Consider the following 14,370-nt stretch of genomic DNA (forward strand, 5'->3'; position numbering starts at 1 on the left):
ATCTTTTTTCTCAGAGTTACCTTACATGAGTCAACGTTCCTGGCCTCCGGCAATCTTTGTTATGCAGAAACGTACAGGTATAATCAAGTCGTATGGAATTCGTTATATTAAACGATGAACTTCAAGATGAAGCTAGTTTTTTGGAGTTGCTCGCGCGTGATTTAAAGCCATTTTATGAGCCGCGTTTACCCTATCACAACTGGGATGAACATATTGAGCACGGTCTTGGTATCATCGACGACCTTTGTAAGCAGGAAAAGGCCAAAGGCAACCTAATCAATTCTTTCATGGCCAAAATTGCTTATATGGGGCATGACGCTGGTTTCCCCCATGACCTCATAGCACCTGTCTGGGAAAAATATGGCAGTAAAGAGGAGTATTCAGCTCATATAATGAATGTCCTCCTGCAAAATTACGGGTTCGAAGAATCATATATTCGAGATGTTCAAACATGCATAATGTTTACAAGGATGGGTGAACAGCTACCAGAAAATGTAGATGAAGAGCTTGGTAACACAGCTAAAGCTGTGCGCACCGCTGATCTTTCTCATGTCTTTGGGCCTTACAAGAACTTCGTTATCAATAGCTTCAAGCTTATGGAAGAAGTTAAAATGTACGGTCGAGAGCCAGTCCTGGCAGAATTCAAAAATAGAACCAGATTTGTGCTGACAAATTACTTGAGTCCCGATTTTATTCCTTCTGGTACTTACAGTATTGTTGATGGCATGAAAAATATTGAGCGTTTTTGTAAAGATTCACCAAGCCGTTTATTGAAAGTTGTCGGGAAACAGGCCAACCGTTTCGCAAGTCTTATAAAGAAAGCTGCTTAAAGACCTTTAGATACGATACTAGCTGTTTAGTCCCACAATATGTTGGTATGAATTGATCTTGAACCTTTCCGGCTCTTTAGAACCTGTTTGTGCTCTTTTGGGCAATAGCGTTAAAAGTATCAGGTGGATAAATTGCAGGCTGGTATTGAGTTTGCGCGCGCAGTTCTTCCATAATCGCCGGTATTTTTCCAGCCATGAAAAAGTTAGTTTCGCAATTCAACACCCGGGAATGACCGCAAAAGTGTGCGGTTCACTTCTCCTGGTGATCTGCACCGTGATCACCTCACCCAAACACGACCTGACTACCTCGGTAAATGGTCGACCTGTATAGCCAGAATCCGCAAGTATGCTCACAATACGACTGGACAGTCGGGATGCTTGGCGTTAATGCAGCAATAGTGCCCTTGCGATCGGTAACGTCCGCAAGGTTGTCGCAGCAATGGTGTGAGGCAATCCCAAGGTGTCAACAGCAATATGTTGTCTCGTTTGATTCCGGACACTTTCTTACCTGCATTGTATGTTTCTGCCAGCCCGAATACGGGGCTCTGATCTCAAATCGACCAAATCTATTGGTCGGCCCGTGGATTCGGCTCATCCATTGATAAGTGAAATTTTCTTTTGGACTGAGGGCAGTTTTTTTCCAAAATAGCAATATCAAGGTCACTTAGTGTTTTATCAATTACTTGTGCTTGTTTGTTACAAATTTCCCGGATTGATCGCTCGCTGATGTTTCTCGATTTCGCTGCCCTCGATACTTTACGTAACCATCATCCGGCATGGCGGTTGTTGCGCTCGGATCATGCACCGCTGGTGGCGAGCTTCCTGCATCGCGTGTTTGTGGTGCCTAACGTGCGAGTGATGGCGGCGGCAGATCTGGCTGAAGCACTGGAGGATGAGCTGTATGCCCTGCGTCAGCAGTTGGGTGAGGCGGCTTTTCCCAAGTCGGCACTAGATTATCTGAACGACTGGACAGCGCCGGATAAAGGCTGGTTGCGCAAGTTTTATAAAACAGGCACGGACGAAGCGCAATTCGATCTCACACCGGCCACTGAAAAAGCGATTGCCTGGTTGGAGCAGTTGTCTGAGCGACGGTTTGTCGGGACTGAATCACGCTTGCTCACGCTGTTTGATCTGCTTAAACAAATGAGTGAAGGCAGCGAAGCCGATCCAGCCATCCGTATTACCGAGCTGCACAAAAAACGTGAGGAGATTGATGCCGAGATTGCACGGATAACGTCGGGTGAGGTTCCGCTGTTGGATGACACGGCAATCAGGGATCGTTTTCAGCAGTTTATGCAGGGTGCGCGTGAGCTGCTCACCGATTTTCGCGAGGTGGAACACAACTTTCGCCAGCTCGACCGGCGTGTACGCGAACGCATCGCCCTGTGGGAAGGTAACAAGGGCGAATTACTGGAAGAAATCATGGGCAAACGTGATGCCATTGCCGATTCTGATCAGGGCAAAAGCTTTCGCGCCTTCTGGGATTTTCTGCTGTCCAGCCGCCGGCAGGAAGAGTTGACCGAATTACTGGAACGAGTACTTGCGCTTCCGGCCGTGGCCACCTTGCAACCTGATGTGCGTACGCATCGCGTGCATTATGACTGGATGGAAGCTGGGGAACATACCCAGCGTACTGTGGCGGTTTTATCACAGCAGTTGCGCCGTTTCCTGGATGATCAGGCCTGGCTGGAAAATCGCCGTATCATGGATATTCTGCATGGTATCGAAAGTAGGGCATTGGCACTGCGTGCCCATTGGGGTAAAGATTGGCCACCATCAGGTGCGATGATGGAGATAGCACAAGCGCAGGCTGATATTGAGCTGGTCATGGAGCGTCCCTTGTTCACCCCCGCTGTAAAACCGGTTATCGCCAACCTTGCTTTGCAGGCAGGTGACGTGGATATAGATCCTTCTATCTTGTTCGAGCAGGTAATTGTGGATAAAGCGCAATTAACTCGCCATATCCGCCATGCCTTGCAGGATAAAGCTCAGATCACCCTGCGTGAACTGATTACTGCTCGACCTTTACAGCATGGTTTGGCTGAACTGGTAGCTTATCTGCAGTTGGGGAGTGATCACTTTAACGCGGTGATTGATGAAAACACTCTGGAATTTATTCACTGGCAATCTCTGGCGGTCAATGGTGAGCCCATTAACCGATGTGCGCGATTACCACGGGTTATTTTGATGCACCTGTCATGAAAAATAATTAGTGTATTACCAAAAATCAGTTTGAGAAAAACAGGGAAGTGATGGAAGAAGATTTTAGTAGCAATGACGACAATACACCAGTCAGAGAACCGGATCTGTCAGTGCTGTTAATCGGGCTGCTCAAGGGTGTTCAGTATCGTGAGCAGGATGAGCGCCAGTGGGCAGCGTTGCTGAACCTGCAAGCCCGCGTGCGTGATTATGTGGCGGTACTCAATCTGGATCTGGTGCTGGACGAGGCTGAAGGTTACGCTTTCCTGAAAAGCCGTGCAGAACCTTCAGAGGATGATCCGGCGCCGCGTCTGCCTCGATTGATTGTACGGCGCCCATTGTCGTTTCCGGTCAGTTTACTGCTGGCTTTGCTGCGCAAAAAGCTGGCTGAATTTGATGCTGGAGGCGGTGACACACGCCTGGTGCTTTCCCGCGATGAGGCTGTGGAGCTGGTGCGAGTATTTCTGCCGGATGGAACTAATGAGGCCAGGCTGATTGATCAGATCGAAGCCACACTTAATAAGGTGGTGGAATTAGGTTTCCTGCGCAAGCTCAAGCCTGTCGGCGGAAGTTCAGCAGGAGAGATCAGCTTTGAAGTACGGCGCATTCTCAAGGCTTTTGTCGACGCACAATGGCTGGCCGAATTCGATACCCGGCTGGCGGTATACCAGACTGCCTTGTCGGGAACCCTCTCGGACGCGGTATCCGCCAAGGAGGTGCATGATGAGTGAACCACAGACCTTGAATCTGAATTTTGTGGCGGACGATGCTTTGTCGGGATTCCGGCTTACCCGGCTGGAGGTATTCAATTGGGGTACTTTCGACGATCGCGTCTGGACGCTGCAGCTTGATGGCAAAAATGGCCTGCTTACTGGCGACATTGGTTCTGGCAAATCCACGCTGGTAGATGCGATTACTACCTTGCTGGTTCCTGCCAACCGGATCGCCTATAACAAGGCAGCGGGCGCGGACAGTAAGGAACGCACCTTGCGTTCCTATGTACTCGGACATTACAAGTCCGAGCGCAACGAAGTTACTGGTGCGGCCAAGCCTGTTAGTTTGCGCGGCCATAATAACTATTCCGTCATCCTCGGCGTGTTCCACAATGCGGGCTACGATCAGACAGTGACGCTGGCGCAGGTGTTCTGGATGAAGGAAGCACAGGGGCAGCCTGCTCGTTTTTTTCTGGGAACTGAACGTGATTTGTCGATTGTGGAGGATTTTTCCAATTTTGGCACCGATATTACTGCCCTGCGCAAGCGGCTGCGCGGATCGGGTGCAGAGCTGCGTGACAGCTTTCCGCCCTATGCCGCGTGGTTCAGGCGCCGTTTTGGGATTGAGAATGATCAGGCATTGGAATTATTCCATCAGACAGTATCAATGAAATCAGTCGGCAATCTGACCGATTTTGTGCGCAGCCACATGTTAGAGCCATTTGAAGTCGCTCCGCGTATTCAGGCCTTGATTGGCCATTTTGATGATCTCAATCGCGCACATCAGGCTGTACTCAAGGCACAACAGCAGGTGGAACTACTTACACCACTGGTGGCTGGTTGTAAGCAGCATAGCGAGCTGGTAGCGGAGATGGCTCATCTGCGTTATTGTCGCGACAGCCTGCGGAGTTACTTTGGCCGGCTGAAGCTGGAGTTGCTGGACAAACGCCTGGGCTTATTACATGAAGAATGGAACAGGGCAGATGCGCAGGTGCGGCGGCTGGATACGATACGTGAAGAGCAAGGTGGTCAGCTCGATGAGCTGAAGCAGGCGATCAATGATAACGGTGGAGACCGTCTGGAACGATTGGCGCGCGATATTCGTGAAAAGGAGCAGCGCCGGGATGCGTGCAAGGCTAAAGATGAGCGTTACCGCGAACTGATTGTTGTTCTGGATGATGGGGCTGTGGCCGCCGCAGCAGATGAAGCTGCTTTTGCCGTACAGTATGCCCGGTTCAAGGATTGGCGTGAAGAAACCCGCAACCGCGATGCAGATCTGCAAAACACCCTGACCGAGCAGGGAGTGACCTTGCGTCAGGGTAAACAGGAACACGAGTTGCTGACCGCTGAAATCGACAGTCTTAAACGTCGGCGCAGCAATATCGATGATCAGCAGATCCAGATCCGTGCTGCTTTGTGCACCGCACTGGGGTTGGATATTGATGCCATGCCTTTTGCTGGTGAGCTGATTCAGGTGCGTGAAGATGAACGTGACTGGGAAGGTGCAGCCGAACGTCTGCTGCGTGGTTTCGGGCTAGCCTTGCTGGTGCCGGACATACACTACAAGGCAGTGGCGGAGTGGGTGGATGGTAGTCATTTGCGCGGCCGTCTGGTCTATTTTCATGTGCGCGCCCGCAAGCCATCCGATCTGCCAGAGCTGAACCGCGATTCATTGGTGAGAAAACTCTCGATCAAACCCGATTCACTCTATTACGATTGGCTGGAACGCGAGCTCGCGCATCGCTTTGATGTGGCCTGCTGTGTAACGCAGGAGCAGTTTCGTCGTGAAACACGTGCGATCACCCGTGCCGGGCAGATCAAGGATCCGAGTGGTCGGCACGAAAAAGATGATCGGCACCGCATCGACGATCGCAGCCGCTATGTGCTGGGTTGGAGCAACGGTGCCAAGATCGCAGCGCTGGAAGCCAAACAACGCCAGCTTGAAGTTCGTCTGAGCGAAGTTGGCAGCCAGATCGGCAAGATTGATGCAGAGCGTAAAGTGTTGCAGGTGCGACTGGATGCACTCACACGACTGGAGGAATTTACAAGTTTTGAGGAACTCGATTGGATCAGTGTGGCAACAGACATCGCGGCACTGGAAGATGAGCACCGAAAACTGGAACAGGCTTCCGACGTTCTCAAACAATTGAATGAACGTCTGCGGGAATTGCAGCGAATGTTCAAGGAAACCGAGGGGGAGTTGCATGCTGCGCGCGACCGTCGCGCCAAAGTGGAACAACGCCTTGCGGATACAAAAGAGTTGCGCGCACAAACGGTGATACTGATTCAGGATGTCGTCATTGATGCTGCTTTTGCGGCTACCCTTGAAATTTTGCGTGCCGAGGCGCTGGGCGAACATCAGCTGACGGTGGGATCCTGCGATAACCGTGAACAGGATATGCGCGCCTGGTTGCAAGGTAAAATTGATGCTGAGGATCAGAAAGTCAAACGCCTGGCCGAGAAGATCATCAAGATGATGACCTCATTTAAGGAGGTCTTTAAACTTGAAACCGCTGAAATCGATGCCAGCCTGGAAGCGGCGTTTGAGTATGAAAATCTGCTCGGTCAGCTGAATCGGGATGATTTGCCGCGCTTTGTTGCTCGCTTCAAGGAGCTGCTGAACGTCAATACCATTAATGAGATTGCCAATTTCAACGCTCAGCTGGCGCGTGAACGCGAAACCATTAAGGACCGTATTGTTCATATCAACCGGTCATTGGGTGAGATCGACTATAACCCAGGACGCTACATTGTGCTGGAATCGCAGACCAGCCCCGATGCAGAGGTTCGTGATTTCCAGCAGGAATTGCGCATTTGTACCGAGGGCGCAGTAACCGGATCTGACGATGCGCAATATTCCGAGGCTAAATTCTTGCAGGTTAAGGCGATTATTGATCGGTTCCGTGGTCGCGAAGGTTTGTCGGAGCAGGATCGACGCTGGACGGCCAAAGTGACGGATGTGCGCAACTGGTTTCTGTTTGCGGCCAGTGAACGGTGGCGTGCGGATAATAGCGAATATGAGCATTATTCGGATTCCGGTGGTAAATCTGGTGGCCAGAAGGAAAAGTTGGCCTACACTATTCTGGCCGCCAGCCTGGCTTACCAGTTCGGTCTGGAATGGGGTGCGGTACGTTCACGTTCTTTCCGCTTTGTGGTTATTGATGAGGCATTTGGACGCGGCTCGGACGAATCGGCCCAATACGGCTTGAAGCTGTTCCGGCAGCTTAATCTGCAACTACTGATCGTTACACCACTGCAGAAAATCCACATCATTGAGCCCTTCGTTTCCAGCGTGGGTTTTGTACACAACGAAGGTGGCCGCGCCTCTCGCCTACGTAATCTGTCTATCGAGGAGTACCGGGCGCAAAAAGACGAAGACACAACGATTGTGCAAGCATCCATTGCCCACAAATTTCCACAGTGATGTGGACTCGCTCGAAAGATCTGCAAGCACAGTTGGCACGGTTATGGGTGCGTGGTGAGTTGCTGCGTGATGTTGTCACTGGCAATACGCGCTTTCCGTTGCGCCTGACGCTCAAATCGCCAGGTTCGACAGACATTACCGAGCGATTTGATGCTGTCCGCACATGGGTTGCGGAACTGACCAATGTTAATCGCTTGCGTGTGGAATGGCAGGAAGTCCGCCATCGGGTGCAGGGTTTACAGAAGCTGCCTGCCAGTGTCTGGATCGATTCGATGGATGATGCACTGACCTGGCTTGGCAAACGCGATGATTGGCTGCGGTTTTCCAGATTGGTTGAGGCGACGCGACAGCAATATCCATCCCTGTTGCCCTGGCTGGAAAGACGACCCTTGCAGGCGCTGGAACTGGAGGCCGAGTGGTTGCGCTTACTGGCAGTGGTGGACTGGGTTGCAAATCATCCCCGCCCGGGGATTTATCTGCGTCAGGTGGATGTGCCTGGCGTGCACAGTAAGTTTATTGAAGCACAACGTGCAGTGTTGTCTGAGTTGCTTGATCTGGCATTGCCTGTCGACAACGTGGATGCCAGTCAGACTGGTATTGCCCGATTTGCTGCCCGCTATGGCTTTGTAGAAAAGCCTGCCAGGATTCGTTTTCGTATCCTGGATCCTGAAATACAAATCATCGTGGGTATCTGTTGTCCGGATATTACGCTGGATGCTGGTAGCTTTAGCCGATTGACCATTGGTATCCAACGGGTGTTTATCACTGAAAATGAAATCAACTTTCTGGCTTTGCCCAATGTCCCTGCTGCCATGGCTGTTTTCGGCTCCGGCTACGGTTGGGAAGCGCTTGCTCGGAGCCGTTGGTTGGATCGCTGTGTGATCCATTACTGGGGAGATATCGACACTCACGGCTTCGCCATTCTTGATCAACTGCGCAGCCATTTTCCGCATGTTTCATCTCTGCTGATGGATCGCGCGACTCTTGAGGCGCACACTGCTTTCTGGGGCCGGGAAGACAAACCACAGCGGAATGATTTGCACCGATTAACTCAGGAAGAATCGGATCTATACGATGCTCTGCGTGACAACCGTATCCGTGAGGGGCTGAGGCTGGAACAGGAGCATCTGGGCTTTGGCTGGGTACGTGAACGGATTGATCAGCTGTGATGCGATATGATATTTGGGTGGATTTTCAAGTGAACCTGTAAACCGGGATATCATGTTACGTTTACTGGATATTGTGCTGGCAGTCTTGGGTATTCTGGTTACCCTGCCGCTGTTGGCGATTCTTTATGTGGTTGGGTTGTTCGATACACGATCACCATTATTTCGGCAGATAAGGGTAGGAAGACAGCAGAAGCCATTTGTCCTGGTTAAATTTCGTACTATGCGGCCAGGTACGGCTTCTGTTGCCACGCATCTGGCGGATGTCTCGGCTATTACTTCTTTTGGTAATTTTTTGCGAAAAACTAAGCTGGATGAGCTGCCGCAACTATGGAATGTACTCAAGGGGGAGATGAGCCTGGTTGGCCCCCGGCCTTGCTTGCCAAATCAGCTTGAGTTGATCGGAGAACGAGTGCAACGGAGAGTCTTTGATGTGCGTCCGGGTATTACAGGGTTGGCGCAGATTCGGGGTATTGATATGTCTACCCCTGTGCTGCTGGCAGAGGTTGATAGGCAGATGATCAAGACGTTGTCGGTGGTGAATTATTTTAAGTACATTGTACTGACAGCGACAGGTCGTGGTGCAGGGGATCGTGTAAGAGAAAAATCCGGTTGATTAAGTTTTATGGTTAAAAATTACTTCAGACAGTTTGCACCCTCAGTGTTGACCTTGTCCCGTACGATGAAACGGCTAATTGCCCTTTCTGTAGACTTCAGTTTGTGTGTTTTGACAGTCTGGCTGGCTTATTACCTGCGTTTGGGTGAGTTTGTCAGTTTTACCAGGCAGGGTCCATGGGCAGAGGGCGCCATTTGGGCAGCGGTAACCTCCGTTGTACTGGCGCTGCCTATTTTTATTGTTACTGGTCTTTATCGTGCCATTTTCAGATACAGTGGTTGGCCGGCGTTATTGACGGTAGCACGTGCTATCAGTATTTATGGGCTGATCTATGCCACCATCTTTATGGTTATCGGGCTGTCAGGTGTTCCACGAACAATCGGTATCATTCAGCCGATTCTGCTACTCCTGTTTGTCGGTGCATCGCGTGCGCTGGCACGTGTGTGGCTAGGAGATCAGTACCAGAATATTTTGAGACATATTTCCCGGCCCCGGGCACTTATTTATGGTGTTGGCCGAACAGGTCGTCAGTTGGCAGTAGCCATGGCCAATAGTCCGGAAATACAGATAGCGGGGTTTCTGGATGATGATGATCGCTTGCATGGACATGTACTCAATGGTTTGCCTATCTATAACCCGGGTGATCTGACGGCCCTGGTTTCCACCTTGAATATCAGCGATGTCTTGTTGGCAATGCCGGGTGTTTCACGCCGTCGTCGTAATGAAATTTTATGCCAGATTCGTGATGCGCGTGTTTCGGTACGGACATTGCCCAGTGTGACTGATCTGATCCAGGGTAAGGTGGGTATTACAGATTTGCGTGAACTGGATATTGATGATCTGCTCGGGCGTGAACCGGTAACACCGAATCATATTCTGTTAGCGAAGAATATCCTGGGTAAAGTGGTGTTGGTGACGGGGGCGGGTGGATCGATTGGTAGTGAGCTTTGCCGCCAGATTCTTGTTGTGGGGCCGATCAGGTTACTGTTGGTCGAACAGAATGAATTTGCGCTTTATATGATTCACGAGGAACTGGAGGGGAAGCTTGCCGGCCGTGATATTGTGTTGGTGCCTCTGCTGGCATCAGTACAGGATGAGGGCCGTATGCGGGAGATCATATCTACTTGGCACCCGGATACTGTCTATCATACCGCTGCCTATAAGCATGTGCCGCTGGTGGAGCATAATCCGGCAGAAGGCATTAAGAACAATGTGTTTGGTACGCTCCATCTGGCACGGGCCGCCGAGGAAAATGGTGTGATGGATTTTGTGCTGATCAGCACAGACAAGGCAGTGCGACCTACCAATATCATGGGTGCGAGCAAGCGCTTGGCAGAACTGGTATTACAGGCTCTGGCCGATAACAATTCCGCTACCCGATTTTCCATGGTGCGTTTCGGTAATGTACTGGGTTCATCGGGCTCAGTGGTGCCGAAATTCCGTCAGCAAATCCGGGAGGGGGGTCCGATTACGCTGACTCATCCGGAGATTACCCGCTATTTCATGACAATTCCGGAAGCGGCTCAATTGGTTATCCAGGCAGGGGCAATGGCCAGGGGCGGGGGGGTGTTTGTGCTGGATATGGGAGAATCCGTGAAGATTATGGATCTGGCACGCCACATGATTGAGCTTTCTGGTTTGACTGTCAGAGATGAGCAGAATCTGGAAGGTGACATTGAAATTGAGATCACCGGTTTGCGCCCCGGTGAAAAGCTTTATGAGGAGCTGTTGATTGGGAATAACCCGGAACTGACCTCCCATCCGAGGATTATGAGAGCGCATGAAGATTCTGTTCCTTGGGCAGAGCTGGAAGGTAAGCTGAGTGCTTTGGAGATGGCTTTAAATGTGAATGATGTCGGTGTCATCCGGTTGATGATGGCACAACTGGTTCCTGGTTATATCCCCAATCAGGAGATCGTAGATTGGGTGTATCTTGCGCAGGAAGACGAAGCACGGGCAATGGAGTTGGGCAGCAAGGGGACTTCCGGATAAAAGTAAGTAACTCGCTGTTCATTTGTGTATTCCGCAGCGTGCGTTATAAATCACGCCGTTGCAGGCAACGTAGTCGCGCAGGAGCGTGCAGGCGGTATCACGCAACAGATCAGTTGTCACGATGATACCGCGAATTTCCAATTCATCAATCCAGTTCTCTGGTCGAGGACCTTCGTCGAAACCGATTGCCTCCACATCCTCACCGCGTGCAGCACAGACCAAACTGCGTACGCCGGACCAGATCACTGCACCAAAGCACATTACACAAGGTTCGGCACTGGTTACCAGTTCACAGGCAGGCAGACCGTCAGCGCTCAGATCGTGGCTGCCCAGTTTTGCCTGCGCCAGCGATAACGCAAGTATTTCGGCGTGAGCAGTGGAACAGTGGCTTGATACCACCCGGTTGGTACCGGCTGCAATCAGCAAGCCGCTGTCGCGCTCGAATACCGCCGCAGCAAAGGGGCCACCATCTGTAGCTATATTGATACGCATGAGTTCAAGCACATAACTCATGCGTGCTTCAGGTTTAATCAGCACGCGCGGCTCCATATTTGCCTGTACAAGGAAAGCTGGCAGTTTGATGTGCAATGTAGTGCTTATGCTCATAGGGCAACTTTACACTACTGTCGATCAATGCGGGTAGCGCTTAGTGTTACTTCGGCACAATCGAATCTTCATTGTTATAAAAATTGATTTTTTTGTCTGAAAGCCATTGGTACTGGCCTGATATCCAGCTGGTGTGGTTACCAGATTAAAGTCAGCCCGCAAGCAGCCGATAAAGTCTGAAATTCATAAAAGGTTTTTCAGTCATGTTGGTAAGTATCGGATATCTTATTGTCATTGTCTCTGTGTTTGGTGGATTTGCTCTAGCGGGCGGCCATCTGGGATCATTATTTCAGCCGGTCGAGCTGCTCATGATTGCAGGTGCCGCGCTGGGTGCATTCTTCGTCGGTAATTCCGGCAAAGCAATCAAGGCTACTTTCAAAGCGCTTCCTGGTGTTTTTCAGGGTGCCCGATATACCAAGGTGGTCTACATGGAGCTGATGACACTGCTCTATGAAGTGCTCGGCAAAATCCGCAAGGAAGGACTGATGTCGATTGAGGCGGATGTGGATGATCCTGCTAAAAGTCCGTTGTTCACAAAATATCCCAAAATCCTGTCGGATCATCATGCCATAGAATTCATTACCGATTATCTGCGGCTGATGGTTGGTGGCAATCTTAACCCCCTGGAAATTGAAAATCTGATGGATGGTGAAATCGAAACGCATCACCAGGAAGGGGAAGTGCCCGTGCATGTTATCGGCAAGATGGGGGATGCACTCCCAGCTTTCGGAATTGTGGCAGCCGTGATGGGTGTGGTGCATACCATGGCGTCAGTCGGCATTCCACCGGCAGAGCTGGGCAAATTGATTGCTGCGGCATTGGTTGGGACGTTTCTTGGGATTTTGCTTGCCTATGGTTTTGTCAGTCCTCTAGCCAGTCGCCTGGAACAGAGATTGCATGAATCAAGCAAGTTGCTGGAGTGCATCAAGGTTACGCTGCTGGCTAATCTTAACGGCTATGCACCGGCGCTGGCAGTGGAGTTTGGCAGGAAAGTGCTCTTTTCCACTGAACGGCCATCGTTTATCGAGTTGGAGAAGCATGTCAAACAGAGTAAGGCCAAGTAATGTTGTTTTCCCGGGTTTTTTTGTTTCTGTATGAGGTCGCGAATGGCTGAGGACTTTTCACAAAAACCAATCGTCATCAAACGCATCAAGAAGATAGCGGGAGCGCATTATGGTGGCACGTGGAAAATTGCCTATGCTGACTTCGTTACCGCCATGATGGCCTTTTTCCTGTTAATGTGGTTGTTGGGTTCAACTACGCAGGGGGATAAGGAAGGTATTTCTGAATATTTCAAGATGCCTTTAAAAGTTGCGCTGCTTGGGGGAGATGGCAGCGGGGACAGTACCAGTGTCATTAAAGGAGGTGGTGATGATCTGAGCCGGCGAATCGGTCAGATGAGGCGATCCGATTTTGATGACTTGAAGCAATCTCTTGATATGGATGCGCTGCAGACTCTCCAGGATCGTGTTGAACGGGAACAACTGGAAAAACTCAAAGCCAAAATAGAAGATGCAATCAACAGTAATCCGGTACTTAATAAATTTAAGAGCCAGCTGTTACTCGATATTACCTCGGAAGGTTTACGCATCCAGATTGTTGATGAAAAAAACCGTCCGATGTTTGCTATCGGAAAAGCAGAATTGCAGCCGTATACCAAAATGATTCTGCATGAAATCGGCAAGATGCTGAATGATGTCGGCAATAAAATCAGTCTTTCTGGCCACACTGACGCGACTCCCTATCCCTCCGGTGAAAAAAGCTACAGTAACTGGGAATTATCGGCGGATCGTGCCAATGCTTCCCGGCGTGAGCTGATCGCGGGTGGAATGAATCCGGAGAAAATGTTGCGAGTGGTCGGGCTGTCTTCCGCGGTGATGTTTGATAAAGAAGATTCATTCAGTCCTTTTAACCGGCGGATCAGCATTATCGTCATGAATAAAAAAGCCGAGGATGCCATTACTCGTGAAAGCCTGGGTGAAGTAAACATCCATAGTGAAGAAGAAGTCAGTCCGCAGATTGTGGATGGAAACAATGCCGTATCCAACTGAGACTGTTCATCGGTGTGCTGCTTCCGAATCACTGCTGAAAAAGATCTTTGTAGTGCTGCCGGGCAGTATTTTGCTTGTATGTTTGCTTGGGGTAATTCTGCCGTGGCCGCTCACGCTGCTGCACGCAATCTGGCTGCAGGGAGTGATTGCTGCGCTCATGAGTTTCTATCTGTTGCGCTTGCCAGTCTGGCAGGCGGTTATTCATCTGTTCTTTTTCCCGGCGCTGCTGTCGGCGATATCAACACTGAAGCTGTCTGCTGACTGGTATCTGGCTGGTTTTATTACACTCATGCTAATTTTTGGAAGAATACATCACACACGGGTGCCGTTGTTTTTGTCTAGCCAGGAGGCGGTTGATACACTGGCTGGATTGCTGCCGCAGGATTGCAACTTCAAATTGATTGATCTGGGCTCGGGGTGTGGCGGGCTGGTATGCAAATTGGCGCGGATGTTGCCGCATGGCAGCTATCACGGCATTGAGACCGCCATGCTGCCCTGCTGGATCAGTAAGTTGAGAGCAATGCCATCCGGGCAGGATTGCCGGTTTCAGTGGGAAAGTATCTGGCGGCATGATCTGTCTGGATACGATGTGGTATATGCCTATCTTTCCCCTGTGCCCATGCCCCGTTTATGGGAGAAAGTATGCCGGGAAATGCGTCCGGGCAGCCTTTTCATCAGTAACACCTTTATTGTTCCAGGCGTCATGCCTGATCGGTGTATCCAGCTGGATGATTTCAGTGGTGCTGCACTTTATATCTGGCAAATACCTTGAT

Annotated in this window: 11 protein-coding genes and 1 pseudogene; 10 read left to right on the forward strand and 2 right to left on the reverse strand. The window is 50.5% G+C overall.

Annotation, left to right across the window (positions count from 1 at the left end):
- Window positions 1-92 precede the first annotated feature (92 nt).
- Complete coding sequence (locus ACZ5EJ_RS00365; protein ID WP_464557252.1) at window positions 93-830, forward strand: hypothetical protein; 738 nt, start codon at window positions 93-95, stop codon at window positions 828-830.
- A 93-nt stretch (window positions 831-923) separates the two neighbouring features.
- Here ACZ5EJ_RS00365 and ACZ5EJ_RS00370 read toward each other — a convergent pair.
- Window positions 924-1,348: pseudogene (locus ACZ5EJ_RS00370) on the reverse strand (transposase); the annotation flags it as partial.
- Window positions 1,349-1,556: 208 nt separating this feature from the next.
- Between ACZ5EJ_RS00370 and ACZ5EJ_RS00375 the strand changes: the two are divergent.
- The 6 genes from ACZ5EJ_RS00375 to ACZ5EJ_RS00400 are packed head-to-tail and all read left to right on the forward strand — an operon-like array spanning window position 1,557 to window position 10,940.
- A complete protein-coding gene (locus tag ACZ5EJ_RS00375; RefSeq protein ID WP_074456011.1) occupies window positions 1,557-3,032 on the forward strand; it encodes a DUF3375 domain-containing protein in 1,476 nt (491 codons plus the stop codon).
- 50 nt (window positions 3,033-3,082) lie between these two features.
- Window positions 3,083-3,760 carry a DUF4194 domain-containing protein gene (locus ACZ5EJ_RS00380; protein ID WP_074456010.1) on the forward strand — a complete coding sequence of 226 codons (678 nt, stop codon included), beginning with the start codon at window positions 3,083-3,085 and terminating at the stop codon, window positions 3,758-3,760.
- Entirely contained in the window at window positions 3,750-7,166 is a 3,417-nt protein-coding gene (locus ACZ5EJ_RS00385) for an ATP-binding protein (RefSeq protein WP_464557253.1), read from the forward strand. The genes ACZ5EJ_RS00380 and ACZ5EJ_RS00385 overlap by 11 nt, the downstream gene beginning before the upstream one ends.
- The gene (locus tag ACZ5EJ_RS00390) at window positions 7,166-8,335 is read left to right on the forward strand and encodes a DUF3322 domain-containing protein (protein WP_218117882.1); all 1,170 of its coding nucleotides are present in this window, start codon (window positions 7,166-7,168) and stop codon (window positions 8,333-8,335) included. The genes ACZ5EJ_RS00385 and ACZ5EJ_RS00390 overlap by 1 nt, the downstream gene beginning before the upstream one ends.
- A gap of 52 nt (window positions 8,336-8,387) precedes the next feature.
- Complete coding sequence (locus tag ACZ5EJ_RS00395) at window positions 8,388-8,948, forward strand: sugar transferase (protein WP_074456036.1); 561 nt, start codon at window positions 8,388-8,390, stop codon at window positions 8,946-8,948.
- Between the two features lie 9 nt (window positions 8,949-8,957).
- On the forward strand, window positions 8,958-10,940 hold the full coding sequence (locus tag ACZ5EJ_RS00400; RefSeq protein ID WP_074456007.1) for a polysaccharide biosynthesis protein: 1,983 nt from the start codon (window positions 8,958-8,960) through the stop codon (window positions 10,938-10,940).
- Window positions 10,941-10,958: 18 nt separating this feature from the next.
- On the opposite strand, the gene ACZ5EJ_RS00405 is transcribed toward ACZ5EJ_RS00400, so the two are convergent.
- Window positions 10,959-11,546: a guanine deaminase gene (locus tag ACZ5EJ_RS00405; protein ID WP_074456006.1), complete on the reverse strand. Its 588-nt coding sequence runs from the start codon at window positions 11,544-11,546 to the stop codon at window positions 10,959-10,961.
- 203 nt (window positions 11,547-11,749) lie between these two features.
- Between ACZ5EJ_RS00405 and motA the strand changes: the two genes are divergently transcribed.
- The 3 genes from motA to ACZ5EJ_RS00420 are packed head-to-tail and all read left to right on the forward strand — an operon-like array spanning window position 11,750 to window position 14,369.
- Window positions 11,750-12,610 (forward strand): flagellar motor stator protein MotA, encoded by an 861-nt coding sequence (gene motA / locus ACZ5EJ_RS00410; RefSeq protein ID WP_074456005.1) that lies wholly within the window; start codon window positions 11,750-11,752, stop codon window positions 12,608-12,610.
- 42 nt (window positions 12,611-12,652) lie between these two features.
- A complete protein-coding gene (motB, locus tag ACZ5EJ_RS00415) occupies window positions 12,653-13,597 on the forward strand; it encodes a flagellar motor protein MotB (RefSeq protein ID WP_074456004.1) in 945 nt (314 codons plus the stop codon).
- A complete protein-coding gene (locus ACZ5EJ_RS00420) occupies window positions 13,581-14,369 on the forward strand; it encodes a class I SAM-dependent methyltransferase (protein ID WP_256328316.1) in 789 nt (262 codons plus the stop codon). The genes motB and ACZ5EJ_RS00420 overlap by 17 nt, the downstream gene beginning before the upstream one ends.
- Window position 14,370 lies beyond the last annotated feature (1 nt).

The organism is Nitrosomonas sp. TNE100, assembly GCF_055387135.1.